At 46.4% G+C, this 23991-nt stretch carries 26 protein-coding genes, 1 tRNA gene and 1 pseudogene; all 28 read left to right on the forward strand.

Annotated features, from left to right (window positions below; genetic code table 11):
- The first annotated feature begins 11 nt into the window (after window positions 1-11).
- Window positions 12-87, forward strand: a tRNA-Trp gene (locus ICN42_RS02655).
- Window positions 88-107: 20 nt separating this feature from the next.
- Window positions 108-485 carry a preprotein translocase subunit SecE gene (gene secE / locus ICN42_RS02660; protein ID WP_216250488.1) on the forward strand — a complete coding sequence of 126 codons (378 nt, stop codon included), beginning with the start codon at window positions 108-110 and terminating at the stop codon, window positions 483-485.
- A gap of 7 nt (window positions 486-492) precedes the next feature.
- Window positions 493-1065, forward strand: coding sequence for a transcription termination/antitermination protein NusG (nusG, locus tag ICN42_RS02665; RefSeq protein WP_216178753.1), 573 nt, complete (start codon window positions 493-495; stop codon window positions 1063-1065).
- A gap of 155 nt (window positions 1066-1220) precedes the next feature.
- Window positions 1221-1652, forward strand: a complete 432-nt coding sequence (rplK, locus tag ICN42_RS02670) for a 50S ribosomal protein L11 (RefSeq protein WP_011901890.1) — start codon at window positions 1221-1223, stop codon at window positions 1650-1652.
- 2 nt (window positions 1653-1654) lie between these two features.
- Window positions 1655-2356: a 50S ribosomal protein L1 gene (gene rplA / locus ICN42_RS02675; protein WP_173959377.1), complete on the forward strand. Its 702-nt coding sequence runs from the start codon at window positions 1655-1657 to the stop codon at window positions 2354-2356.
- 235 nt (window positions 2357-2591) lie between these two features.
- Window positions 2592-3110: pseudogene (rplJ, locus tag ICN42_RS02680) on the forward strand (50S ribosomal protein L10); the annotation flags it as partial.
- Window positions 3111-3273: 163 nt separating this feature from the next.
- A complete protein-coding gene (gene rplL / locus ICN42_RS02685; RefSeq protein ID WP_216250495.1) occupies window positions 3274-3645 on the forward strand; it encodes a 50S ribosomal protein L7/L12 in 372 nt (123 codons plus the stop codon).
- Between the two features lie 226 nt (window positions 3646-3871).
- Window positions 3872-7972, forward strand: a complete 4101-nt coding sequence (gene rpoB / locus ICN42_RS02690) for a DNA-directed RNA polymerase subunit beta (protein ID WP_216250498.1) — start codon at window positions 3872-3874, stop codon at window positions 7970-7972.
- Between the two features lies 1 nt (window position 7973).
- The gene (rpoC, locus tag ICN42_RS02695; protein WP_216250501.1) at window positions 7974-12236 is read left to right on the forward strand and encodes a DNA-directed RNA polymerase subunit beta'; all 4263 of its coding nucleotides are present in this window, start codon (window positions 7974-7976) and stop codon (window positions 12234-12236) included.
- 176 nt (window positions 12237-12412) lie between these two features.
- Window positions 12413-12790: a 30S ribosomal protein S12 gene (gene rpsL, locus ICN42_RS02700; protein WP_216250505.1), complete on the forward strand. Its 378-nt coding sequence runs from the start codon at window positions 12413-12415 to the stop codon at window positions 12788-12790.
- Between the two features lie 161 nt (window positions 12791-12951).
- The gene (gene rpsG / locus ICN42_RS02705; RefSeq protein WP_015420229.1) at window positions 12952-13422 is read left to right on the forward strand and encodes a 30S ribosomal protein S7; all 471 of its coding nucleotides are present in this window, start codon (window positions 12952-12954) and stop codon (window positions 13420-13422) included.
- A 27-nt stretch (window positions 13423-13449) separates the two neighbouring features.
- Window positions 13450-15552, forward strand: coding sequence for an elongation factor G (fusA, locus tag ICN42_RS02710; RefSeq protein ID WP_216250509.1), 2103 nt, complete (start codon window positions 13450-13452; stop codon window positions 15550-15552).
- Window positions 15553-15602: 50 nt separating this feature from the next.
- Window positions 15603-16793: an elongation factor Tu gene (gene tuf, locus ICN42_RS02715; protein ID WP_011901887.1), complete on the forward strand. Its 1191-nt coding sequence runs from the start codon at window positions 15603-15605 to the stop codon at window positions 16791-16793.
- Between the two features lie 126 nt (window positions 16794-16919).
- Window positions 16920-17231 (forward strand): 30S ribosomal protein S10, encoded by a 312-nt coding sequence (gene rpsJ / locus ICN42_RS02720; RefSeq protein ID WP_011901899.1) that lies wholly within the window; start codon window positions 16920-16922, stop codon window positions 17229-17231.
- Between the two features lie 197 nt (window positions 17232-17428).
- Window positions 17429-18085, forward strand: coding sequence for a 50S ribosomal protein L3 (gene rplC / locus ICN42_RS02725; RefSeq protein ID WP_216252854.1), 657 nt, complete (start codon window positions 17429-17431; stop codon window positions 18083-18085).
- 11 nt (window positions 18086-18096) lie between these two features.
- The gene (rplD, locus tag ICN42_RS02730) at window positions 18097-18717 is read left to right on the forward strand and encodes a 50S ribosomal protein L4 (protein ID WP_216250511.1); all 621 of its coding nucleotides are present in this window, start codon (window positions 18097-18099) and stop codon (window positions 18715-18717) included.
- Window positions 18714-19028: a 50S ribosomal protein L23 gene (gene rplW / locus ICN42_RS02735; RefSeq protein WP_076024545.1), complete on the forward strand. Its 315-nt coding sequence runs from the start codon at window positions 18714-18716 to the stop codon at window positions 19026-19028. The genes rplD and rplW overlap by 4 nt, the downstream gene beginning before the upstream one ends.
- A 2-nt stretch (window positions 19029-19030) precedes the next feature.
- Complete coding sequence (gene rplB, locus ICN42_RS02740; protein WP_216250514.1) at window positions 19031-19861, forward strand: 50S ribosomal protein L2; 831 nt, start codon at window positions 19031-19033, stop codon at window positions 19859-19861.
- Between the two features lie 25 nt (window positions 19862-19886).
- On the forward strand, window positions 19887-20165 hold the full coding sequence (rpsS, locus tag ICN42_RS02745) for a 30S ribosomal protein S19 (protein WP_046329379.1): 279 nt from the start codon (window positions 19887-19889) through the stop codon (window positions 20163-20165).
- Window positions 20166-20172: 7 nt separating this feature from the next.
- On the forward strand, window positions 20173-20505 hold the full coding sequence (gene rplV, locus ICN42_RS02750) for a 50S ribosomal protein L22 (RefSeq protein WP_215300499.1): 333 nt from the start codon (window positions 20173-20175) through the stop codon (window positions 20503-20505).
- Window positions 20506-20513: 8 nt separating this feature from the next.
- Complete coding sequence (gene rpsC, locus ICN42_RS02755) at window positions 20514-21335, forward strand: 30S ribosomal protein S3 (protein ID WP_216250517.1); 822 nt, start codon at window positions 20514-20516, stop codon at window positions 21333-21335.
- Window positions 21336-21337: 2 nt separating this feature from the next.
- A complete protein-coding gene (gene rplP, locus ICN42_RS02760; RefSeq protein WP_088526677.1) occupies window positions 21338-21751 on the forward strand; it encodes a 50S ribosomal protein L16 in 414 nt (137 codons plus the stop codon).
- Window positions 21752-21765: 14 nt separating this feature from the next.
- Complete coding sequence (rpmC, locus tag ICN42_RS02765; protein ID WP_015420239.1) at window positions 21766-21960, forward strand: 50S ribosomal protein L29; 195 nt, start codon at window positions 21766-21768, stop codon at window positions 21958-21960.
- Between the two features lie 12 nt (window positions 21961-21972).
- Window positions 21973-22242, forward strand: coding sequence for a 30S ribosomal protein S17 (gene rpsQ, locus ICN42_RS02770; protein ID WP_046329381.1), 270 nt, complete (start codon window positions 21973-21975; stop codon window positions 22240-22242).
- A 186-nt stretch (window positions 22243-22428) separates the two neighbouring features.
- Entirely contained in the window at window positions 22429-22797 is a 369-nt protein-coding gene (gene rplN, locus ICN42_RS02775) for a 50S ribosomal protein L14 (RefSeq protein ID WP_015420241.1), read from the forward strand.
- A gap of 9 nt (window positions 22798-22806) precedes the next feature.
- Window positions 22807-23115: a 50S ribosomal protein L24 gene (gene rplX / locus ICN42_RS02780; protein ID WP_011901911.1), complete on the forward strand. Its 309-nt coding sequence runs from the start codon at window positions 22807-22809 to the stop codon at window positions 23113-23115.
- A gap of 16 nt (window positions 23116-23131) precedes the next feature.
- On the forward strand, window positions 23132-23674 hold the full coding sequence (gene rplE / locus ICN42_RS02785) for a 50S ribosomal protein L5 (protein ID WP_015420243.1): 543 nt from the start codon (window positions 23132-23134) through the stop codon (window positions 23672-23674).
- Between the two features lie 9 nt (window positions 23675-23683).
- Window positions 23684-23989: a 30S ribosomal protein S14 gene (gene rpsN / locus ICN42_RS02790; protein WP_011901913.1), complete on the forward strand. Its 306-nt coding sequence runs from the start codon at window positions 23684-23686 to the stop codon at window positions 23987-23989.
- Window positions 23990-23991: the final 2 nt, after the last annotated feature.

Consider the following 23991-nt stretch of genomic DNA (forward strand, 5'->3'; position numbering starts at 1 on the left):
AGTTTTAATAAAGGGGTGTAGCTCAATTGGCAGAGCGTTGGTCTCCAAAACCAAAGGTTGGGGGTTCGATGCCCTCCGCCCCTGCCACGATTTGAACTGAAAGTAATATGTCTCAACATACAGCAAGTCACTCTGAAGAAAAGAGCAGCTGGGTCTCCGGACTCGCTGCTTTAATCGTCGTTGCAGCGTTAGTTCTTTACTACACGCTGGCGGATCAATCCTTATTGATTCGTTTAGCTGTTTTGTTAGGCGGCATTGCACTGGCAGTTTTGATTGTGGCGATGTCACCAGATGGGCGTCGTTTTATTGCCTATGCAAAAGATTCTTGGTATGAAGTAAAAAAGGTTGTTTGGCCGACTCGCAAAGAGACGACCCAAATGACTCTAGTCGTATTTGGCTTTGTTCTGATCATGTCCTTGTTTTTATGGATTGCAGACAAATTAATTGAATGGCTAGTTTTTTCAGTCTTCCTAGGCTGGAAGTGAGTAAAAAATGATTGATACTGAATTGGTCTCAAATCCACAAGCTACTGGCAATATGCGCTGGTACGTGATTCATGCCTATTCAGGCATGGAAAAAAGCGTCAAAAGAGGTCTTGAGGAGCGTATTGCACGCTCGGGTATGCCAGAAAAGTTTGGCCGTATCCTGGTTCCCTCCGAAGAGGTTGTAGAAATCAAGTCCGGAACAAAATCTGTCTCTGAGCGCCGTTTCTTCCCTGGTTATGTCTTAATCGAGATGGAAATGACTGATGAGAGCTGGCATTTGGTGAAAAACACACCAAAAGTGACTGGATTCGTTGGTGGTGTTCGTAATCGCCCAAGTCCGATTTCAACAGCAGAAGTATCCAAAATCATGGACCAAATGCAAGCTGGGGTTGATAAACCTAAGCCTAAGACTCTATTTGAGGTTGGTGAGATTGTTCGCGTTAAAGAAGGCCCATTTGTTGATTTCAACGGCAATATTGAAGAAGTTAACTATGAGAAGTCAAGATTGCGCGTTTCTGTTACAATTTTTGGCCGCGGTACCCCAGTTGAGCTGGAGTTTGGTCAGGTAGAAAAGATGTAAAAAATACCCTTTTTTGGGTGTTTTGTAGCAAAAAGTAGTGGTTTTAAGTGGTTAGCAATAACCGAGGAGCGGATCTAGAAAGCCAAAAACTAGTGAAGCGTTTACTCAACAGCGGTCTTTCCTAATGAGGTTAGGCGCGCTTTTAGGAGCAATCAATGGCAAAGAAGATCATTGGCTTTATCAAGCTGCAGATTCCTGCAGGTAAAGCAAATCCATCACCTCCCGTAGGTCCAGCATTGGGTCAACGCGGTCTCAATATTATGGAATTTTGTAAGGCGTTTAATGCTCAAACTCAGAGCATGGAACCAGGCCTACCAATTCCAGTCGTGATTACAGCGTTTGCTGATAAGAGCTTCACGTTCATCATGAAGACTCCTCCAGCGACCATCATGATTAAGAAGGCTGCGAAGATCGAAAAAGGATCACCGCGCCCCCATACCGATAAGGTTGGAAAAATTACTCGTGCTCAAGCAGAAGAAATTGCTAAAGCAAAAATGCCCGATTTAACAGCTGCTGATATGGATGCTGCTGTAAGAACAATCGCTGGTAGCGCCCGTTCCATGGGCATCACAGTGGAAGGTCTCTAATCATGACTAAATTATCTAAGCGTTTAAAAGCAATCGAATCTAAAGTAGATCGCAATAAGTTTTATGCATTGGAAGATGCATTGAACCTCGTTAAAGAGTGTGCGACTGCCAAGTTCGATGAGTCCATTGACGTTGCAGTTCAATTGGGTATTGATGCCAAGAAATCTGATCAAGTTGTGCGTGGCGCAGTTGTGCTCCCAGCTGGTACAGGTAAGCATGTTCGTGTAGCAGTTTTTGCACAAGGTGAAAAAGCTGAACAAGCTAAAGCTGCTGGTGCGGAGATCGTTGGCATGGAAGAGCTTGCAGATCAAATTAAAGGCGGCAAAATCGATTTCGATATTTTGATCGCATCCCCAGACACAATGAAGATCGTTGGTACTTTGGGTCAAGTATTGGGCCCACGTGGTTTGATGCCAAATCCAAAAGTTGGAACTGTTACTCCTGACGTTGCTACTGCAGTTAAGAATGCAAAAGCAGGTCAAGTGCAATTCCGCGTGGACAAAGCCGGTATCGTGCACGCAAGCATTGGTCGCCGTTCATTCGAGCCAGCTGCATTGAAGTCCAACTTGCTCGCATTGCTTGAGGCTTTGAACAAAGCTAAGCCACCAGCATCTAAGGGCATTTATTTAAAGAAGGTTGCCGTAAGCAGCACGATGGGTGCGGGCGTACGTGTAGACCAGGCATCGATACAGGCGGCGCAGTAATACGTCTGTAGCAAAAAGAACTTTGGGTCGACTCTCACTCTTTGAGAGGGAGTCGAACATCAAAGACCGTTGGTGAATTATTTGCTTACTCAGAATTAATTCTTAATCGTTACGAAAGTAATAGCCAGCGCAGATGGCGACCCTGAAAAGATTTCACAAGATCCTCTTGTGACAAATGATCAGACGCTGGTGTGTAACCCCAACTGGAAACAGTTGGTTTTTTAGGAGTTAAACCGTGCCTTTGAATGTACAAGACAAAAAAGCGATTGTTGCTGATGTCGGCGCTCAATTGGCTGGAGCTCAAACAGTCGTGCTCGCTGAATACCGTGGTATTCCAGTTGAGCAGTTGACAAAGCTACGTGCTAGCGCACGTGACCAAGGTGTATATCTTCGCGTTTTGAAGAACACATTGGCACGCCGTGCTGCACAAGGCACACAGTTTGAGCCTCTTGCTGATTCGATGGTTGGCCCCTTGATCTACGGCATCTCTGCTGATCCGATTGCTTCGGCAAAAGTATTGCAGAACTTTGCTAAGACTCAAGACAAGCTAGTCATTACTGCTGGCTTATATAACGGCAAGTTGTTGGACGTAGCGGGCGTTAAATCCCTCGCGTCTATTCCAAGCCGCGATGAGTTGTTATCACAGTTGTTGGGTGTCATGTTGGCCCCAGTATCTGCAATGGCTCGCGTATTGGGCGCAGTAGCAGCGCAAAAAGCAGAAGGAGCACCCGCTCCAGTTGCAGCGCCTGTAGCAGAAGTTGCTGAAGTGGCAGCAGCACCAGCAGTAGTTGCTGAAGCCGCCGCTCCAGAAGCAAGTGCAGAGCCTGCAGCAGCAAGCCCAGAAGCTGGAACAGAAACAAGCGAAACCCCTGCCGCTGAATAAGCGCAGATTAACTATCAAGTATTAGGAGCTAAAAATGGCGATTACCAAAGAAGAAATCATTGATGCAGTAGGCAGCATGTCCGTAATGGATTTGAATGACTTAGTTAAGGCATTCGAAGAGAAGTTTGGCGTTTCAGCTGCAGCTATGGCTGTTGCTGGTCCTGCTGGTGCTGGTGCTGCTGCAGCAGAAGAGCAAACTGAATTTACTGTTAACTTGCTCGAAGCTGGTGCAAATAAAGTTTCAGTAATTAAGGCTGTTCGCGAAATCACTGGTCTTGGCTTGAAAGAAGCTAAAGACTTAGTTGATGGCGCACCAAAGCCAATCAAAGAAGCTGTTGATAAGAAGACAGCTGAAGAAGCTAAGAAGAAGCTTGAAGAAGCTGGCGCTAAAGCAGAACTCAAGTAATACGAACTCAGTTAGTGCCCCTCAAAAAGGGGCGCTAGCCCTGTTGGGTTTGACCATTAGTGGTCAAACCCGATTTCATTTCTGATTGAAATCGGGTTTGCCTTCTGATACGACTGCAGAATGCAAGTTTGGTCGGACACTGAATCTATCGATTTAGTGTTGTCCGCCAGTGATTGGTAGTGGCCAATCGCCAAATCTTTGTACAGTCGCTGAATTCGGAGATGAAATGAACTACAGCTTCACCGAACGCAAGCGAGTCCGTAAAAGCTTTGCTAAGCGAGTAAATAATCATCAGGTGCCTTACCTGATCGCAACGCAGCTGGAATCCTACGCTAAATTTTTACAGGCCGAAAAGCCTGCCATGTCTCGTCTTACAGAGGGACTTCAAGCTGCCTTTACATCAGCATTCCCAATTGTGTCCAACAATGGCTACGCACGTATGGAATACGTGTCATACCAGCTGTCACAGCCACCGTTTGACGTTAAAGAATGTCAACAGCGTGGTTACACATACCACTCAGCCTTACGTGCAAAAGTTCGCTTGATTATTTATGATCGCGAAGCACCTACTAAGGTTAAAGAGGTAAAAGAGAGTGAAGTCTACATGGGTGAAATTCCACTCATGACAGATAACGGCTCTTTCGTTATTAACGGTACTGAGCGCGTCATCGTTTCTCAGTTACACCGTTCCCCAGGCGTGTTCTTTGAACACGATAAGGGTAAGACACATAGCTCAGGTAAGTTGCTGTTCTCAGCACGCATCATTCCTTACCGTGGTTCATGGCTTGATTTCGAATTTGATCCAAAAGATATTCTGTATTTCCGCGTTGACCGTCGTCGCAAGATGCCTGTCACCATTTTGCTCAAGGCAATTGGATTAAACAACGAGCAGATTCTTGCAAACTTCTTCAACTTTGATCATTTCTCCTTGAGCGCAAATGGCGCGTCAATGGAATTTGTTCCAGAGCGTTTGCGTGGTCAGATGGCTAACTTTGATGTGCTTGACAAGAATGGCGTTGTTGTCATTCAAAAAGACAAGCGTATCAATGCAAAACATATTCGTGAACTCGAAGCAGCTAAAACTAAGAACATCGTTGTTCCAGATGACTACTTGGTTGGCCGCGTAGTTGCACGCAACATTATTGATCCAGACTCTGGTGAAATCTTGGCTTACGCTAATGATGAGATCACTGAAGAGTTGTTGGCTACATTGCGTGATGCAGGCATCAAGCAATTGGAAACTATCTACACCAATGATTTGGATTCTGGTGCTTATATTTCACAGACATTGCGTACTGACGAAACTGCGGATCAAATGGCTGCACGTATTGCCATCTATCGCATGATGCGTCCTGGTGAGCCTCCAACAGAAGATGCTGTTGAAGCTTTGTTCCAGCGCTTGTTCTACAACGAAGATAGCTACGATTTATCACGCGTTGGCCGTATGAAAGTTAACAGCCGTCTCGGTCGTTCAGAGATGGAAGGCAAAATGGTTTTGTCGGACGAAGATATCCTCGACACCATCAAGTCTTTGGTTGACTTGCGTAACGGCAAAGGTGAAGTCGATGACATCGATCACTTAGGCAATCGTCGCGTACGTTGCGTAGGTGAGTTGGCAGAGAATCAATTCCGCGCTGGTTTGTCACGTGTTGAGCGTGCGGTTAAAGAACGTCTCGGCCAAGCTGAAACCGAAAACCTCATGCCGCATGACTTGATTAACAGCAAGCCAATCTCTTCAGCGATTCGTGAGTTCTTCGGTTCTTCACAGTTGTCCCAGTTTATGGACCAAACAAACCCATTGTCAGAGATCACGCATAAGCGTCGTATTTCTGCATTGGGACCTGGTGGTTTGACACGCGAGCGCGCCGGCTTCGAAGTGCGCGACGTGCATCCAACCCACTACGGTCGTGTTTGCCCAATTGAAACTCCAGAAGGACCAAACATTGGTCTGATCAACTCACTCGCGTTGTTTGCGCGTTTGAATGAGCATGGTTTCTTGGAAACACCATATCGTAAGGTTGCCACTAGCAAGGTTAGCGATGAAGTAATGTACCTCTCTGCAATTGAAGAGGCGAAGTATGTAATTGCTCAGGCAAATGCAACGATCGACAAGAGCGGTAAGTTGGCCGACGAATTGGTTTCAGCGCGTCAAGCTGGTGAGACTATGATGGTTAGCCCAGAGCGTATCGATTTCATCGACGTTGCTCCTAGCCAGATTGTTTCTGCTGCTGCTTCATTGGTTCCGTTCTTGGAGCATGATGATGCGAACCGTGCGTTGATGGGTGCGAATATGCAACGTCAAGCGGTTCCTTGCTTGCGTCCTGATAAGCCATTGGTTGGTACGGGTTTAGAGCGTATTGTTGCGGTTGACTCAGGCACGGTTATTTTGGCTTCTCGTGGCGGTATCGTTGATTATGTTGACGCAAATCGTGTAGTTATTCGTGTAAACGATGACGAGACAGCAGCTGGTGAAGTTGGTGTGGATATTTATAACCTCATCAAGTACACCCGTTCAAACCAAAATACCAACATCAACCAACGTCCAATCGTTCAGGCTGGTGATCGTGTAGCCCGTGGCGACGTAGTTGCTGACGGCGCATCTACCGATTTGGGTGAATTGGCTTTGGGTCAGAACATGACTGTGGCATTTATGCCATGGAACGGTTACAACTTCGAAGATTCAATCTTGATCTCTGAGAAAGTGGTTGCTGACGACCGTTACACCTCTATTCATATTGAAGAGTTGTCGGTTGTTGCTCGTGATACCAAACTCGGTTCAGAAGAAATTACACGCGATATCTCCAACTTGGCTGAGTCACAACTCTCCCGTTTGGATGAGAGCGGTATTGTTTACATCGGTGCTGAAGTTGAAGCGGGTGACGTATTGGTTGGTAAGGTAACTCCAAAGGGCGAGACTACTCTCACTCCAGAAGAGAAGCTCCTCCGTGCGATCTTCGGTGAAAAAGCATCTGACGTTAAAGATACTTCTTTGCGCGTTCCATCTGGAATGATCGGTACAGTTATCGATGTTCAAGTCTTCACTCGTGAAGGTATTGAGCGCGATGCCCGTGCACAAGCAATTATTCAAGAAGAATTACAACGCTATCGTTTGGACTTAAACGACCAGTTGCGTATTGTTGAAGGCGATGCCTTCATGCGTTTAGAAAAGCTGTTGATTGGCAAAGTTGCTAACGGCGGCCCTAAGAAATTAGCTAAAGGCACCAAGATCGACAAGGAATACCTTGCTGACCTAGACAAATACCATTGGTTTGATGTTCGTCCAGCAGATGATGAAGTTGCCACACAGGTTGAAGCAATTAAATCTTCTATCGAAGCGAAGCGTAAGCAGTTTGATGAGGCCTTCGAAGAGAAACGCACTAAGCTTACCCAAGGCGATGATTTGCAGCCTGGTGTAACGAAGATGGTTAAGGTGTACTTGGCAGTGAAGCGTCGCTTACAGCCTGGTGACAAGATGGCCGGTCGTCACGGTAACAAAGGTGTGGTTTCTAAAATCGCTCCAGCGGAAGACATGCCATTTATGGCTGACGGACGCCCTGTTGACATCGTCTTGAACCCATTAGGCGTTCCTTCCCGTATGAACGTAGGTCAGATCTTGGAAACCCACTTAGGTTGGGCGGCTCAAGGTATTGGTAAGCGTATTGACGAGATGGTTCGTCAACAGGCCAAACAAGCTGAACTCCGTAAGTTCATGAAGCAGCTTTACAACGAAACAGGTCGCATCGAAGACATCGACAACTTCACTGATGAGCAGATCACAGTATTGGCTGAGAATTTACGCCAAGGCTTGCCATTTGCTACTCCGGTATTTGACGGTGCAACTGAAGCTGAAATCGGCCGCATGCTCGAGTTGGCATATCCAGAAGAAGTAGCTACTTCTTTGAAGATGACGCCTTCACGTCAGCAGATGATTTTGTGCGACGGCCGCACTGGCGATCAGTTTGAGCGTCCAGTAACTGTTGGCGTAATGCACGTCTTGAAACTCCACCATTTGGTCGATGACAAGATGCACGCACGTTCAACCGGACCTTACTCGTTAGTAACGCAACAGCCACTGGGCGGTAAAGCTCAGTTTGGTGGTCAGCGCTTTGGTGAGATGGAAGTTTGGGCCCTCGAAGCATACGGTGCTTCATATGTCTTGCAGGAAATGCTGACAGTGAAGTCCGATGACGTCGCAGGCCGTACCAAGGTTTACGAAAACATCGTCAAGGGCGAGCACACAATTGATGCTGGCATGCCCGAATCCTTCAACGTGTTGGTAAAAGAAATCCGCTCGTTGGGTATTGACATTGACATGGAGCGCAACTGATATGAAAGCATTGCTCGATTTATTTAAGCAAACGCAGGGTGATGAGCAGTTTGATGTCATCAAGATTGGTCTTGCATCCCCTGAGAAAATTCGTTCATGGTCTTTTGGTGAAGTACGCAAACCAGAAACCATCAACTACCGGACTTTTAAGCCCGAGCGTGATGGTTTGTTCTGCGCCAAGATTTTTGGACCAACTAAAGACTATGAGTGCTTATGCGGTAAGTACAAGCGCTTAAAGTTCCGTGGCGTTATTTGCGAGAAGTGTGGCGTTGAAGTTACTCTCGCTAAGGTACGTCGTGAGCGCATGGGCCACATTGAGTTGGCAGCCCCTGTAGCGCACATTTGGTTCTTGAAGTCATTGCCTTCCCGTTTGGGTATGGTTCTCGATATGACCCTCCGGGATATCGAGCGCGTTCTTTACTTTGAAGCCTATGTAGTTGTTGATCCTGGCATGACACCTGAAGGCGCTATGAAGCGTGGTCAGATCATGTCTGAGGACGAGTACATTACCAAGACTGAAGAGTATGGTGATGGTGCATTTACTGCCATCATGGGCGCCGAAGGTATTCGTGATCTCTTGCGTTCGATTGATATCGATCGTGAAGTTGAGACGATTCGCGCTGACTTAAAAGCCACTGGTAGCGATGCCAAGATCAAGAAATACGCTAAGCGCTTAAAAGTGCTCGAGGCATTCCAGACTTCAGGTATTAAGCCTGACTGGATGATCATGGAAGTGTTACCAGTATTGCCACCTGAATTGCGCCCATTGGTGCCATTGGATGGCGGTCGCTTTGCTACTTCCGATTTGAACGATCTCTATCGTCGTGTGATTAACCGTAACAACCGTCTCAAGCGTTTGTTAGAGTTGCGCGCACCAGAGATCATCGTTCGCAATGAAAAGCGCATGTTGCAAGAAGCGGTTGACTCATTACTCGATAACGGTCGTCGCGGTAAGGCTATGACTGGCGCTAACAAGCGTCCTCTCAAGTCCTTGGCTGAGATGATTAAAGGTAAGAGCGGTCGTTTCCGTCAAAACTTGTTGGGTAAACGTGTTGACTATTCTGGTCGTTCAGTCATCGTGGTTGGTCCAACATTAAAATTGCATCAGTGCGGCTTGCCAAAATTGATGGCCTTGGAATTGTTCAAGCCATTTATTTTCAACAAGCTCGAGACTTTGGGAATCGCAACTACGATTAAGGCTGCGAAGAAAGAAGTTGAAAGTCAAACTCCAATCGTTTGGGACATTCTCGAAGAAGTGATTCGTGAACATCCAATCATGTTGAACCGTGCGCCTACATTGCACCGTCTTGGTATTCAGGCTTTCGAGCCAATGCTGATTGAAGGCAAGGCGATCCAATTGCACCCATTAGTCTGCGCGGCATTCAACGCCGACTTTGACGGTGACCAAATGGCGGTTCACGTTCCTTTGTCGCTCGAAGCGCAAATGGAAGCACGTACATTGATGTTGGCTTCGAACAACGTATTGTTCCCAGCTAACGGCGAGCCATCGATCGTTCCTTCGCAGGACGTGGTGTTGGGTCTGTACTACGCTACTCGTGACAAGATCAACGGTAAAGGCGAAGGCATGGTTTTCGCTAATATCACTGAAGTAATTCGTGCATACGAAGCTGGCCAAGTTGAATTGGCTTCCCGCGTTGCCGTACGTATTACTGAGTTTGAGATTGTGGATAAGAAGGCAGAGGGCGATGCCCGTTTTGCTGAAAAGACTAAGATCTATCAAACTTCAGTTGGCCGCGCCATCTTGTCGGAAATTTTGCCTAAAGGCATGTCTTTCGAGGAAATCAACAAGCCTCTGAAGAAAAAAGAAATCTCACGTTTGATCAATACTTCATTCCGTAAGTGCGGTCTTCGTGAAACAGTTATTTTTGCTGACCGTCTCTTGCAGTCTGGTTTCCGCTTGGCTACCAATGCCGGTATCTCGGTTGCGATCGACGATATGCTGATTCCAAGCTCTAAAGAGCGCATCATCACTGAAGCTTCAAATAAGGTTAAAGAGTATGACAAGCAGTTCATGTCAGGTCTTGTAACTAATCAAGAGCGTTATAACAACGTGGTTGATATTTGGGGTGCTGCTGGTGACCAAGTTGGTAAGGCGATGATGGATGAGTTGTCACACGTTGACGTACTCGACCGTAACGGTAAAACTGTTCGTCAAGAGTCCTTTAACTCCATCTATATGATGGCGGATTCTGGTGCTCGTGGATCTGCGGCGCAGATTCGTCAGTTGGCCGGTATGCGTGGTTTGATGGCTAAGCCTGATGGCTCCATTATTGAAACCCCAATTACCGCAAACTTCCGCGAAGGTTTAAACGTATTGCAGTACTTCATCTCAACCCATGGTGCTCGTAAAGGCTTGGCTGATACAGCGTTGAAGACGGCGAACTCTGGTTACTTGACACGTCGTTTGTGCGACGTAACTCAAGATCTCGTTGTGATTGAGGATGATTGCGGTGCGACTTCTGGTGTCACCATGAAGGCGCTTGTAGAGGGTGGCGAAATTATCGAAGCATTGCGTGATCGTATTTTAGGTCGTGTATGTATCGGTGACATCGTTCATCCAGACACGCAAGAAGTGATTGTTCCTAACGACACATTGCTTGACGAAGATCACGTTGATCAAATCGTTGCTTTGGGCATTGATGAAGTTAAAGTTCGCACAGTATTGTCATGCTTAACTCGCTTCGGCTTGTGCGCTAAGTGCTACGGACGTGATTTAGGTCGCGGTGGTTTGGTGAACGTTGGTGAGGCAGTTGGTGTGATCGCTGCTCAGTCCATTGGTGAGCCTGGCACACAGTTGACTATGCGTACCTTCCACATTGGTGGTGCAGCGTCACGGGCGTTGGTTGCAAGTAATATTGAAGCTAAGTCTAACGGTGCTTTGAAATTCTCTGCAACGATGCGTGTTGTGAAGAACGCAAAAGGTGAGCAGATCGTGATTTCACGTTCTGGTGAAGCTCTGATCATTGACGATAACGGCCGTGAGCGCGAGCGTCATAAAGTGCCTTACGGCGCAACTCTCTTGTTGAAAGAGGATGCGGCAGTGAAGGCCGGTGCAAGCTTGGCTACATGGGATCCGTTAACACGTCCAATCATTTCTGAGTACGCTGGTATTGCTCGCTTCGATAACGTTGAAGAAGGCGTTACTGTAGCTAAGCAGGTTGACGAAGTAACTGGCCTCTCTACTTTGGTGGTGATTGACGGTAAGCGTCGCAGTGCTGCTAGCAAAGGCGTTCGCCCAATGATCAACTTGGTTGATGATAAAGGCGGTGAAGTGATGATTGCAGGTACAGATCATCCAGTAAACATCGGCTTGCAAGTGGGCGCTTTGATCACTGTTAAAGACGGTCAAAAAGTTGAAGTTGGTGAAGTATTGGCGCGTATTCCAATCGAATCACAGAAGACTCGCGACATTACCGGTGGTTTGCCACGCGTTGCTGAATTATTCGAAGCACGTTCACCAAAAGATGCAGCTGTATTGGCTAAAGTCACTGGAACTGTTTCCTTCGGTAAAGAAACTAAAGGTAAACAACGTTTAGTGATTACCGATATGGATGGTGAAGCGAATGAATTCTTGATTCCTAAAGAGAAGCAAGTTCTCGTTCATGACGGCCAAGTTGTGAACAAGGGCGAGATGATTGTGGAAGGCCCTGCCGATCCACACGATATCTTGACACTCAGAGGCATTGAAGAGTTGGCGATCTACATCGTGGATGAAGTTCAAGACGTTTACCGTTTGCAAGGCGTGAAGATTAACGACAAGCACATTGAAGTCATCGTGCGTCAAATGTTGCGTCGTGTGCAAATTACTGATGGTGGCGATACTGCCTACATCACTGGTGAGCAAGTTGAGCGTTCTAAGTTGTATGACGCAAACGATGCTGTGATTGCTCAAGGTAAGCGCCCAGCTCAGTTCGAGAATGTGTTGCTCGGTATTACTAAGGCATCCTTGTCGACAGACAGTTTCATTTCAGCGGCTTCTTTCCAAGAAACCACCCGTGTATTGACCGAAGCCGCAATTATGGGCAAGACCGATACACTCCGTGGCCTCAAGGAAAACGTCATTATTGGTCGCCTGATCCCAGCTGGTACCGGCCTGTCTTATCGCCGTGCACGCAAGGTCAGAGAGCAATTCGAGCGTGATCGCGCTCAAATGATTGCTGCCGAAGAGGAAGCAATGGCTGATATGCCTGTAGAAATAGAGGCTGAAGTGATTGCTCCTGCTGCTGAGGCGGATCCAAGCTAATTTGGTATTTCTGGCCAGAAATGGCCAGTTTTTTCCCTCGAGGTTGACGGAAAGGGCTGGCCAGGCTAGAATGCTGAGTTCTACTGATTCAGAAGAGGGTCGTTTTGACCTAGAAATTATCTAAGTCATTGATTTTCTTGAAGAAAGCAACAAAGAAGTACTAACCGAGCTATTTTATGCCAACAATTAATCAATTATTACGTAAGCCAAGAACTCGGCTGACCGTTAAAAGCAAGAGCCCTGCGCTGCAAAACAGCCCGCAGCGCCGTGGTGTATGTACACGTGTGTACACAACCACTCCTAAGAAGCCTAACTCTGCGTTACGTAAAGTAGCAAAAGTTCGCTTAACCAATGGTTTTGAAGTCATTTCATACATTGGCGGTGAAGGCCATAACCTCCAGGAACACTCAGTAGTGTTGATTCGTGGTGGTCGTGTAAAGGATTTGCCAGGTGTTCGTTACCACATTGTTCGTGGCTCACTTGACTTGCAAGGTGTTAAAGACCGCAAGCAGTCACGTTCCAAGTACGGTGCTAAGCGCGCTAAGAAAGCTTAATAGCAACCAAAGCATTTGCAGTAAGTCTTCGTTTGTCAGACTTTAAAGACAAGTAAGTGGCCGTTCCGTCTAGAGATTGATGTATTTCAGTCTCCAGATAGTAGGACGGCCGGAGCGGGTGATCCATGTGGGCCACCCCTAACTGAACTGAAGGAGTAGTTATGCCACGTCGTCGTGAAGTTCCCAAACGGGAAATCCTGCCTGATCCAAAATTCGGCAATGTAGAAGTAGCAAAATTCATGAACGTCCTCATGTTGGATGGCAAGAAATCGGTTGCAGAGCGTATCGTTTACGGTGCCTTTGATCACATCGAGAAAAAAGCAAATAAAGAACCACTCGAAGTTTTCTCAACAGCTATGGGCAACGTTAAGCCAATGGTTGAGGTGAAAAGCCGTCGTGTTGGTGGCGCAAACTACCAGGTTCCTGTTGAAGTTCGCCCATCACGCCGTTCAGCTTTGGCAATGCGCTGGGTGCGTGAAGCCGCTAAAAAGCGCGGTGAAAAATCCATGGCTCAACGTTTGGCCAACGAATTATTAGAAGCTGCAGAAGGTCGCGGCGGAGCAATGAAGAAGCGTGAAGAAGTTCACCGTATGGCAGAAGCTAACAAAGCTTTCTCACATTTCCGCTTCTAATCGCACAGTAAAGAAAAGGTACCAACAGTGGCACGTAAAACCCCTATCGACAGATATCGCAATATCGGTATCTCTGCGCACATTGACGCAGGCAAGACAACAACTACAGAACGCGTTTTGTTCTACACCGGTGTTAATCACAAAATTGGTGAAGTGCATGATGGCGCTGCAACCATGGACTGGATGGAGCAAGAGCAAGAGCGTGGTATCACGATTACTTCTGCTGCTACCACAACGTTCTGGAAGGGTATGGCTGGTAATTTTGCAGAGCACCGCATCAATATTATTGATACCCCAGGACACGTAGACTTCACTATCGAAGTTGAGCGTTCAATGCGCGTTTTGGATGGTGCTTGCATGGTTTACTGTGCGGTAGGTGGTGTACAGCCACAATCCGAAACTGTTTGGCGTCAAGCTAATAAGTACCATGTTCCCCGTTTAGCATTCGTAAACAAGATGGACCGCACGGGCGCGAATTTCTTCAAGGTCTATGACCAGATGAAATTGCGCTTGAAAGCTAATCCTATCTTGATCCAAATTCCCATTGGCGCAGAAGAAAACTTCAAAGGCGTTGTGGATTTGGTAAAGATGAAAGCAATCTATTGGGATGAGGCTTCACAAGGTACTAAGTTTACTTACGAAGAAATTCCAGCTGAGTTGAAGGCGTCTGCTGATGAGTGGCGCGAGAAAATGGTTGAAGCCGCTGCTGAAAGTTCAGAAGAGTTGATGGAGAAGTACCTCGGTGGCGAAGAGTTGACCGAAGAAGAAATCAAAGCAGCATTGCGTCAGCGCACGATCGCCAATGAAATTATTCCAATGATGTGTGGAACAGCTTTCAAAAACAAGGGTGTTCAGGCGATGTTGGATGCGGTAGTTGAATTGCTACCATCCCCATTAGATGTTCCACCAGTTCCTTGTGAATTGGAAGACGGCACTCCGACAACACGCAAAGCCTCTGATGATGAGAAATTCTCAGCATTGGCATTTAAGATCATGACTGACCCATTTGTTGGCCAGTTAATTTTCTTCCGCGTGTACTCAGGTGTAATGAAGTCTGGCGACACGATCTACAACCCAATCAAGGGTAAGAAAGAACGTGTTGGTCGTTTGTTGCAAATGCATGCAAACGAACGCGAAGAAATTAAAGAAGTTTTTGCTGGTGATATCGCAGCTGCTGTTGGTTTAAAAGATGCGACTACAGGCGAAACATTATGTGATCCAGATGGCATCGTTATTTTGGAGCGCATGGTATTCCCAGAGCCAGTGATCTCACAGGCTGTCGAGCCAAAAACAAAGCCAGACCAAGAAAAAATGGGTCTTGCTTTGAATCGCTTGGCACAAGAAGATCCATCATTCCGCGTTAAGACTGATGAAGAATCAGGTCAAACCATTATTTCCGGAATGGGCGAGCTCCATTTGGAAATTTTGGTTGACCGTATGCGCCGCGAGTTTGGTGTAGAAGCAACTGTTGGTAAGCCACAGGTTGCCTATCGTGAAACAATTCGCAAGGTTTGCGAAGAGATCGAAGGTAAATTTGTTAAGCAATCTGGTGGTCGCGGTCAATACGGACACGTTGTATTGAAGCTTGAGCCACAAGAGCCAGGTAAAGGCTTTGAGTTTATTGACGCTATTAAAGGCGGCGTAGTTCCACGTGAATACATCCCTGCAGTAGAAAAAGGAATTCGTGAAACATTGAATTCCGGTATTTTGGCTGGCTATCCAGTTGTTGATATCAAAGCTACATTGTTCTTCGGCTCATACCATGACGTTGACTCCAATGAAAACGCATTTAAGATGGCGGGTTCAATGGCGTTCAAAGATGGTATGCGCAAAGCATCACCAGTGTTGCTTGAGCCAATGATGGCTGTTGAAGTTGAAACACCAGAAGATTTCATGGGTAACGTAATGGGTGACCTTTCATCCCGTCGCGGTATTTTGCAAGGTATGGATGACATTCCAGGGGGCGGCAAGATTGTTCGCGCTGAAGTGCCATTGGCAGAGATGTTTGGTTACTCAACTGGCTTGCGCTCGTTGACCCAGGGTCGCGCTACCTACACCATGGAATTTAAGCATTATTCCGAAGCACCTAAGAACGTTGCTGAAGCAGTTATGGCTGCTAAAGCGAAGTAATTTATCCACATTATTTTGAATATTGACTAGCTAAGAAGGCAGACAAAAAAATGGCAAAAGAAAAGTTTGAGCGGACAAAACCGCACGTAAACGTTGGCACAATCGGTCACGTTGACCATGGTAAAACCACATTGACAGCAGCAATCGCAACCGTGCTTTCTAAAGCATTCGGTGGCGAAGCTAAAGCATACGATCAGATTGATGCTGCTCCAGAAGAAAAAGCACGCGGTATTACGATTAATACAGCACACGTTGAGTATGAGACTGCGAATCGTCACTACGCTCACGTAGATTGCCCAGGACATGCTGACTACGTTAAGAACATGATTACTGGCGCTGCTCAGATGGACGGCGCTATTTTGGTTTGCTCCGCAGCTGACGGCCCAATGCCACAAACTCGTGAGCACATCCTCTTGGCACGCCAAGTTGGTGTTCCTTACATCGTCGTATTTTTGAACAAGTGCGACATGGTGGATGATGCTGAGTTGTTAGAGCTCGTCGAAATGGAAGTTCGTGAGCTTCTATCTAAGTACGACTTCCCAGGTGATGACACACCAATTATTCAAGGTTCTGCTAAGTTAGCCCTTGAAGGCGACGAAGGCCCAATGGGTAAAGAAGCCATCATGAAATTGGCTGAAGCATTAGATACTTATATCCCAACTCCAGAGCGCGCAATTGATGGTGCGTTCTTGATGCCAGTAGAGGACGTGTTCTCTATCTCCGGTCGCGGTACTGTAGTTACAGGCCGTATCGAGCGCGGTATCGTTAAGGTTGGTGAAGAGATTGAAATTATCGGTATCAAACCAACTCTCAAGACAACTTGTACTGGTGTTGAAATGTTCCGCAAATTGCTCGACCAAGGTCAAGCAGGCGATAACGTTGGTATCTTGTTACGCGGTACAAAACGTGAAGAAGTTGAGCGCGGCCAAGTATTGGCTAAGCCAGGTTCAATCACCCCACATACTCACTTTACAGCCGAGGTTTATATCTTGGGTAAAGATGAAGGTGGTCGTCATACGCCATTCTTTAACAACTATCGTCCACAGTTCTACTTCCGTACTACGGACGTAACTGGTTCAATCGAGTTGCCAAAAGACAAAGAAATGGTAATGCCTGGTGATAACGTCACAATTACCGTAAAACTCATCGCTCCTATCGCGATGGAAGAAGGTTTACGTTTTGCGATCCGTGAAGGTGGCCGTACTGTTGGCGCCGGCGTGGTTGCAAAGATTTTGGCTTAATAGTTTTAGGTATTAATCAGTAATCAATATTTAGCGGTTTGCTAACCGGTGACATCAGTGCTGCTGATGTCACCGAGCTCTTTAGAAATATAACGCGGCAGCACCGCAACGCTCTTTGGAATTAATATGCAAAACCAAAAAATTCGTATTCGCCTTAAAGCATTCGATTACCGTTTGATCGACCAGTCTGCAGCTGAAATCGTTGACACAGCCAAGCGTACTGGTGCAGTTGTTAAGGGTCCAGTACCTTTACCAACCCGTATTGAGCGTTTTGATATTCTGCGCTCACCTCACGTAAACAAGACTTCACGTGATCAGTTAGAGATTCGTACCCATCTGCGTTTGATGGATATCGTTGATCCTACAGAGAAAACAGTGGATGCCTTAATGAAATTAGATCTTCCAGCAGGTGTGGACGTCGAAATTAAGTTGCAATAATTCAGTATTTCCAGTCTTAGCTCTTGCCAAGACTGGCCTTTCGGGATAGAATCTAAGGCTTCGCTCAATTATTTGGGCGAATATTCAGGTTTTATCAGCATCAAAAACGTTGTAACTTATTGATTTAGAAGTACTTTTACTTGTAAATCACTTAAATTAATTTTGCCGACCAATCGAAGTCGGCGTGGAGCATGAATATGAGCTTAGGCTTAATCGGTCGCAAGATCGGCATGACCCGTCTATTTACGGACGAAGGGGAAGCGATTCCTGTCACCGTAATTGACGTGAGCGACAACAGAATCGCTCAAATCAAGACCCAGGCAACTGATGGCTATGATGCTATCCAGTTGGCACATGGCACACGTAGAGCTACTCGCGTTACCAAAGCAATGGCTGGACACTTCGCTAAAGCAGGTGTAATGGCTGGTAACGGACTCAACGAATTCCAATTAGATGCTACAAAAATCGCAGAAATGACAACAGGTCTAGTAATTCCTGCTGACACTGCATTTGCAGCAGGCCAAAAAGTGGATGTGCAAGGTGTAACGATTGGTAAAGGCTATGCAGGTACCATTAAACGTCACCACTTCAAATCTGGTCGTGCATCACACGGTAACTCACGTTCACATAACGTGCCAGGTTCTATCGGTATGGCGCAAGATCCAGGCCGTGTTTTCCCAGGTAAGCGCATGACAGGCCACCTTGGTGACGAAACACGTACTGTACAAAATTTAGTCATCGCACGCATTGATGCAGAACGCAATCTCATCATGGTTAAAGGCGCTATTCCAGGCGCCCCAGGCGGTAAAGTTATTGTTACTCCAGCGGTGAAGACACCGTTGAAGAAGAAATAAGGAGAGCGAATATGGAACTTAAGCTTCTCCAAGACAACGGAACTTTGGGCGCAGGCTTTCAAGCCTCACCAGAAGTATTCGAGCGCGAATATAACGAAGCATTGGTACACCAAGTTGTTGTGGCTTACCAAGCTAATGCACGCAGCGGTAACCGTGCACAAAAAGACCGTGAGCAAGTTAAGCACACAACCAAAAAACCTTGGCGTCAAAAAGGTACTGGTCGTGCACGTGCTGGTATGAGCTCTTCCCCGCTGTGGCGTGGAGGTGGTCGTATATTCCCGAATTCACCTGAAGAAAATTTCAGCCAAAAAGTAAACAAAAAAATGTATCGCGCAGGTATGAGATCTATTTTGTCTCAGTTAGCCCGCGAAGGTCGTTTAAATGTTGTTGACCAATTTAATCTTGATGCTCCAAAGACTAAAGTTTTAGCTGACAAAGTTAAAGCAATGGGATTGGATTCAGTCTTGATCATTGTTGATCAGGTTAGCGAGAATTTGTACTTGGCATCACGCAACTTGCATAAGGTTGCTGTATGTGAGCCACAGCACGCTGATCCATTAGCTTTAGTCCAATACAAAAAAGTATTGGTAAGTAAAGCAGCGATCGCAAAAATTGAGGAGTTGCTGAAATGAGCCAAGTCCGTAAAAACGATCACAGCTTGATGAAGGTTCTGCTTGGACCGGTTATCTCTGAAAAAGCCACTATGGTTGCAGAGAAAAACGAACAAGTGGTATTTCAGGTTACACGCGACGCTAATAAGAGCGATGTGAAACAGGCGGTTGAATTGCTCTTTAAAGTGCAAGTTGACTCTGTTCAAATCGTAAATCAAAAAGGTAAGCCAAAGCGCTATGGCCGTTTTGAAGGTCGTCGTGACCACACTAAGAAGGCCTACGTTAGCTTGAAGCCAGGTCAAGAAATTAACTTTGAAGCGGAGGCGAATTAATCATGCCTTTGATGAAGACAAAACCGACCTCACCAGGTCGTCGCTCAATGGTCAAGGTGGTAAATCCTGACCTGCATAAAGGTAAACCTTTTGCAGCGTTGGTAGAGCCACAGTTCCAAAAAGCAGGTCGTAACAATAATGGTCACATCACTACCCGCCATAAGGGTGGTGGTCATAAGCATCACTATCGTGTTGTTGATTTCAAACGCAACGACAAGGATGGCATTCCAGCAAAAGTAGAACGCTTGGAATACGATCCAAACCGCAGTGCAAATATTGCATTGATCGTGTTTGCTGATGGTGAGCGTCGCTATATTCTTGCTGCAAAAGGCATGACTGTAGGGCAGCCATTGATGGCCGGCTCAGAAGCCCCAATTAAGTCTGGTAACAACTTGCCAATTCGCAATATTCCAGTTGGTAGCACGATTCACTGTATCGAAATGTTGCCAGGTAAGGGTGCCCAAATCGCACGTTCTGCTGGTGGATCTGCAGTGTTATTGGCTCGTGAAGGTGTATACGCTCAGGTGCGCTTGCGCTCTGGTGAAGTACGTCGTATTTTGATCGATTGCCGTGCCACTATTGGTGAAGTTGGTAATGAAGAGCACAGCTTGCGCGTTATCGGTAAAGCAGGTGCAAATCGCTGGCGTGGTATTCGCCCAACCGTTCGCGGTGTGGCAATGAACCCAGTAGATCACCCACACGGTGGTGGTGAAGGTAAGACTGGCGAAGGCCGCGTACCTGTCTCCCCATGGGGCACACCAACCAAAGGTTATCGTACACGTCGTAACAAGCGTACAACATCGATGATCGTTCAACGCCGTCAGAAGCGCTAAACGAGAAAGCGATTAAGGAAAAGATATGACACGTTCAGCTAAAAAAGGCCCATTTTGCGAAGCCAGCTTAGTAAATAAAGTTGAAGTCGCACAAGCCAACAAAGACAAAAAGCCGATTAAAACTTGGTCACGCCGTTCAACAATCCTCCCAGACTTTATTGGTCTGACGATTGCTGTACATAACGGTCGTCAACACGTTCCGGTATATGTATCAGAAAACATGGTGGGTCATAAGTTAGGCGAGTTTGCCTTGACCCGTACTTTCAAAGGTCACGCTGCTGACAAGAAAGTAACGAAGAAGTAAGGGGATGATGATGGAAGTTAAAGCTATTCACAAGGGCGCCCGCATTTCTGCGCAAAAGACACGTTTGGTCGCTGATCAAATCCGTGGTTTGCCAATTGCGCGCGCTATGAACATTTTGAATTTCAGCCCCAAAAAAGCTGCCTTCATTGTGAAAAAAGTTGTTGAGTCCGCAATGGCCAACGCTGAACACAATAAGGGTGCTGATATTGATGAGCTCAAGGTTTCAACAATTATTGTTGATAAAGGTACTTCCTTGAAGCGCTTCACAGCACGTGCTAAGGGTCGCGGCAATCAAATTGAAAAACAAACATGTCACATCACCGTGACCTTGAGTAACTAAGGAAAGATATGGGACAAAAGATAAACCCAACCGGATTCCGACTCTCGGTAACGAAGAACTGGACATCTAAGTGGTATGCAAACAATACTGATTTTGCGAAGATGTTGAAAGAGGACGTAGATGTCCGCATCTATCTCAAAAAGAAGTTGAAGAATGCATCCGTAAGTAAAGTCATTATTGAGCGTCCTGCAAAGAATGCGCGAATCACTATTTACAGCTCACGCCCAGGTGTTGTGATCGGTAAAAAAGGTGAAGATATTGAAGTTCTCCGTCGTGAACTCCAGAAGCGTATGGGCGTTCCAGTCCATGTGAACATCGAAGAAATTCGTAAGCCTGAAGTTGATGCGCAATTGATCGCTGATTCTATTACTCAGCAGCTTGAAAAGCGCATTATGTTCCGTCGTGCAATGAAGCGTGCTATGCAAAATGCAATGCGTCTTGGCGCACAAGGAATCAAGATCATGTCTTCTGGTCGTTTGAACGGTGCTGAAATTGCACGTCGCGAATGGTACCGTGAAGGTCGTGTTCCACTTCATACATTGAAGGCTGATATTGATTACGCTACTTCAGAAGCGGAAACAACATACGGCATCATCGGTGTAAAAGTTTGGGTATACAAAGGCGATACATTAGGCCGCGGTGCGGATGCTCCAGCAGTAACAGCAGAGCCAGCAGCTGATGAGAAAAAGCCACGTCGCGCACCAGCTAAAACAACCGCACGCAAACCAGCAGCTGACAGCAAGCCATTGGTTGCTGCTAAGCCAGCAGTAAAGCGTGCACCGAAAGCCGTTGAAGCCGCAAGTGCTGAAGCGCAGAAGTCAGGAGAGTAAGCATGCTACAACCAAAGCGTCGTAAGTATCGCAAGGAACAAAAGGGTCGTAATACTGGCGTGGCAACACGCGGTAGCTCGGTAGCCTTTGGTGACTTCGGATTGAAGGCTATTGGCCGTGGTCGTTTGACAGCACGTCAGATTGAATCTGCACGTCGCGCAATGACCCGTCACATTAAACGTGGTGGTCGTATTTGGATCCGCATTTTCCCAGATAAGCCAATTTCACAAAAGCCAGCTGAAGTACGTATGGGTAACGGTAAAGGTAATCCAGAGTACTACGTAGCAGAAATTCAACCAGGCAAGATTTTGTACGAGATGGATGGCGTGGATGAAACTTTGGCACGCGAGGCTTTTAAGCTTGCCGCTGCTAAGTTGCCACTACAAACCACTTTCGTGATTCGCCACTTAGGTTGATCGGGATAGAGATTATGAAAAAGACAGAATTAGCATCCAAAGATCTGGTTGCCTTAAATGCAGAATTAACAGAGCTCTTGAAGACTAGCTTCAAGCTCCGTATGCAAAAGGGTACTCAGCAACTCACCAATACCAGCCAATTGGGTAAGACTAAGCGTGAAATTGCTCGCGTAAAGACTTTTATTACTCAAAAAACTGCACAGAAATAAGGAAAAAGGGATATGACAGAATTATCTAAACCCTTGCGCCGCACCCTTGTGGGTCGTGTCGTTAGCGATAAAATGCAAAAAACTGTGACTGTGCTAGTCGAGCGCCAAGTAAAACATGCGCTTTATGGCAAATATGTTGGACAGTCCAAAAAATACCACGCACATGACGAAGCTGGTCAATACAAGATGGGTGATACTGTTGAAATTGCTGAATCTAGACCAATTTCACGTACTAAATCTTGGGTTGTTACCCGTTTAGTTCAAGAATCAAAAGGTATTTAAAGAAATATTAGGGATTTTGGCGAACTTTCTTGCCAAATCCCTGTTTTGCGTAGTATGATAGAAGGCTTCTCCGGTTTTATTGGGAGAAGCAGTGTTTTTTCATTAATTCCGGGTTTTAACTTTCGTTAAAACCCATAGACGGAACCAAGACTGTTTGCCTTTGGCTAACAAGTTGGGGATTAAAAAATGATTCAGACCGAAAGTAGATTACAGGTCGCCGACAACACAGGCGCCAGTGAAGTTTTGTGCATCAAGGTATTGGGCGGCTCTAAGCGTCGTTACGCCAGTATCGGTGATGTCATTAAAGTGACTGTCAAGTCCGCTGCTCCACGTGGCCGTGTAAAAAAAGGTGATATTTACAACGCCGTAGTAGTGAGAACTGCTAAGGGTGTTCGCCGTCCAGACGGTTCATTGATTAAGTTCGATGGAAACGCTGCGGTATTGCTCAACGCGAAGTTAGAGCCAATTGGCACACGTATCTTTGGACCAGTGACGCGCGAGTTGCGTACTGAGAAGTTCATGAAGATCGTTTCTCTCGCCCCCGAAGTTATTTAAGAGGCTGATATGAAAAAGATTCGTAAAGGTGATTCAGTAGTTCTGTTGACTGGCCGCGATAAGGGCAAGCAAGGAACAGTTACAGCCGTACTCGAGAACAAATTAGTGATCGAAGGCGTAAATATTTACAAAAAGAGCGTTAAGCCAAATCCAGCAGCCGGTGTTACTGGCGGCATGATTGACAAGACGATGCCTGTTCACATTTCAAATGTGGCTGTGGTTGACGGTAACGGCAAACCATCACGTGTTGGTATCAAACTCGTTGATGGTAAGAAGCAGCGTTTCCTCAAAACCACTGGCGCGACTTTAAGCGCATAAGGGGCACGGAGAAATTATGAGCACACGTTTTCAAGAACACTACCAAGCTAAAGTTGTTGCTGATTTGATCGCCAAGTTTGGCTACAAGTCAGTAATGGAAGTTCCGCGTATCACCAAGGTAACCCTGAACATGGGCTTGGGCGATGCAGTGAACGACAAGAAAATTATCGAAAATGCAGTTGGTGATTTGACTAAAGTAGCAGGTCAAAAGCCAGTTGTGACAAAAGCGAAAAAAGCGATTGCTGGTTTCAAAATTCGTCAAGGCTACCCAATCGGCGCCATGGTGACATTGCGCGGTCAGCGCATGTATGAATTTTTAGATCGCTTCGTGACTGTTGCTTTGCCACGCGTACGTGACTTCCGCGGTATTTCCGGGAAGGCATTTGACGGCCGCGGTAACTACAACATCGGCGTTAAAGAGCAAATCATTTTCCCTGAAATCGAATACGACAAGATTGATGCCCTCCGTGGTCTCAATATCAGTATTACGACGACCGCTAAGACTGACGAAGAAGCAAAAGCTTTGTTAGCAGCGTTCAAATTCCCTTTCCGCAATTAAGAGGCTAACGTGGCAAAACTATCCCTAATTGAGCGCGAGAATAAGCGCGCAAAAACTGTAGAGAAGTACGCTGTAAAGCGTGCTGAACTCAAGGCAATCATTGCTGATCAATCACGCAGCGATGAAGAGCGCTATGAAGCTCGCTTGAAGCTACAGGCACTTCCACGTAACGCAAGCCCGATTCGTCAAAGAAATCGTTGTTCATTAACCGGTCGTCCACGTGGCACATTCCGTAAGTTTGGTTTGGCCCGTAGCAAGATTCGTGAAATCGCCTTCCGTGGCGAAATCCCCGGTTTAACCAAGGCCAGCTGGTAAGC

This window comes from Polynucleobacter sp. 71A-WALBACH (assembly GCF_018882365.1).
Lineage (GTDB): Bacteria > Pseudomonadota > Gammaproteobacteria > Burkholderiales > Burkholderiaceae > Polynucleobacter.

What these genes read in the sequence shown, in the direction of transcription:
- rplE (WP_015420243.1), top strand. Translation starts at nt 23,132, where the DNA reads ATGAGCACACGTTTTCAAGAACACTACCAAGCTAAAGTTGTTGCTGAT.
- rpsQ (WP_046329381.1), top strand. Translation starts at nt 21,973, where the DNA reads ATGACAGAATTATCTAAACCCTTGCGCCGCACCCTTGTGGGTCGTGTC.
- rplD (WP_216250511.1), top strand. Translation starts at nt 18,097, where the DNA reads ATGGAACTTAAGCTTCTCCAAGACAACGGAACTTTGGGCGCAGGCTTT.
- rplW (WP_076024545.1), top strand. Translation starts at nt 18,714, where the DNA reads ATGAGCCAAGTCCGTAAAAACGATCACAGCTTGATGAAGGTTCTGCTT.
- rpsL (WP_216250505.1), top strand. Translation starts at nt 12,413, where the DNA reads ATGCCAACAATTAATCAATTATTACGTAAGCCAAGAACTCGGCTGACC.
- nusG (WP_216178753.1), top strand. Translation starts at nt 493, where the DNA reads ATGATTGATACTGAATTGGTCTCAAATCCACAAGCTACTGGCAATATG.
- rplV (WP_215300499.1), top strand. Translation starts at nt 20,173, where the DNA reads ATGATGGAAGTTAAAGCTATTCACAAGGGCGCCCGCATTTCTGCGCAA.
- rplX (WP_011901911.1), top strand. Translation starts at nt 22,807, where the DNA reads ATGAAAAAGATTCGTAAAGGTGATTCAGTAGTTCTGTTGACTGGCCGC.
- rplA (WP_173959377.1), top strand. Translation starts at nt 1,655, where the DNA reads ATGACTAAATTATCTAAGCGTTTAAAAGCAATCGAATCTAAAGTAGAT.
- rpsS (WP_046329379.1), top strand. Translation starts at nt 19,887, where the DNA reads ATGACACGTTCAGCTAAAAAAGGCCCATTTTGCGAAGCCAGCTTAGTA.
- rplP (WP_088526677.1), top strand. Translation starts at nt 21,338, where the DNA reads ATGCTACAACCAAAGCGTCGTAAGTATCGCAAGGAACAAAAGGGTCGT.
- rplK (WP_011901890.1), top strand. Translation starts at nt 1,221, where the DNA reads ATGGCAAAGAAGATCATTGGCTTTATCAAGCTGCAGATTCCTGCAGGT.
- tuf (WP_011901887.1), top strand. Translation starts at nt 15,603, where the DNA reads ATGGCAAAAGAAAAGTTTGAGCGGACAAAACCGCACGTAAACGTTGGC.
- rpsJ (WP_011901899.1), top strand. Translation starts at nt 16,920, where the DNA reads ATGCAAAACCAAAAAATTCGTATTCGCCTTAAAGCATTCGATTACCGT.
- rpoB (WP_216250498.1), top strand. Translation starts at nt 3,872, where the DNA reads ATGAACTACAGCTTCACCGAACGCAAGCGAGTCCGTAAAAGCTTTGCT.
- rplC (WP_216252854.1), top strand. Translation starts at nt 17,429, where the DNA reads ATGAGCTTAGGCTTAATCGGTCGCAAGATCGGCATGACCCGTCTATTT.
- rpsC (WP_216250517.1), top strand. Translation starts at nt 20,514, where the DNA reads ATGGGACAAAAGATAAACCCAACCGGATTCCGACTCTCGGTAACGAAG.
- rpmC (WP_015420239.1), top strand. Translation starts at nt 21,766, where the DNA reads ATGAAAAAGACAGAATTAGCATCCAAAGATCTGGTTGCCTTAAATGCA.
- secE (WP_216250488.1), top strand. Translation starts at nt 108, where the DNA reads ATGTCTCAACATACAGCAAGTCACTCTGAAGAAAAGAGCAGCTGGGTC.
- rpoC (WP_216250501.1), top strand. Translation starts at nt 7,974, where the DNA reads ATGAAAGCATTGCTCGATTTATTTAAGCAAACGCAGGGTGATGAGCAG.
- rplL (WP_216250495.1), top strand. Translation starts at nt 3,274, where the DNA reads ATGGCGATTACCAAAGAAGAAATCATTGATGCAGTAGGCAGCATGTCC.
- rplB (WP_216250514.1), top strand. Translation starts at nt 19,031, where the DNA reads ATGCCTTTGATGAAGACAAAACCGACCTCACCAGGTCGTCGCTCAATG.
- rplN (WP_015420241.1), top strand. Translation starts at nt 22,429, where the DNA reads ATGATTCAGACCGAAAGTAGATTACAGGTCGCCGACAACACAGGCGCC.
- rpsG (WP_015420229.1), top strand. Translation starts at nt 12,952, where the DNA reads ATGCCACGTCGTCGTGAAGTTCCCAAACGGGAAATCCTGCCTGATCCA.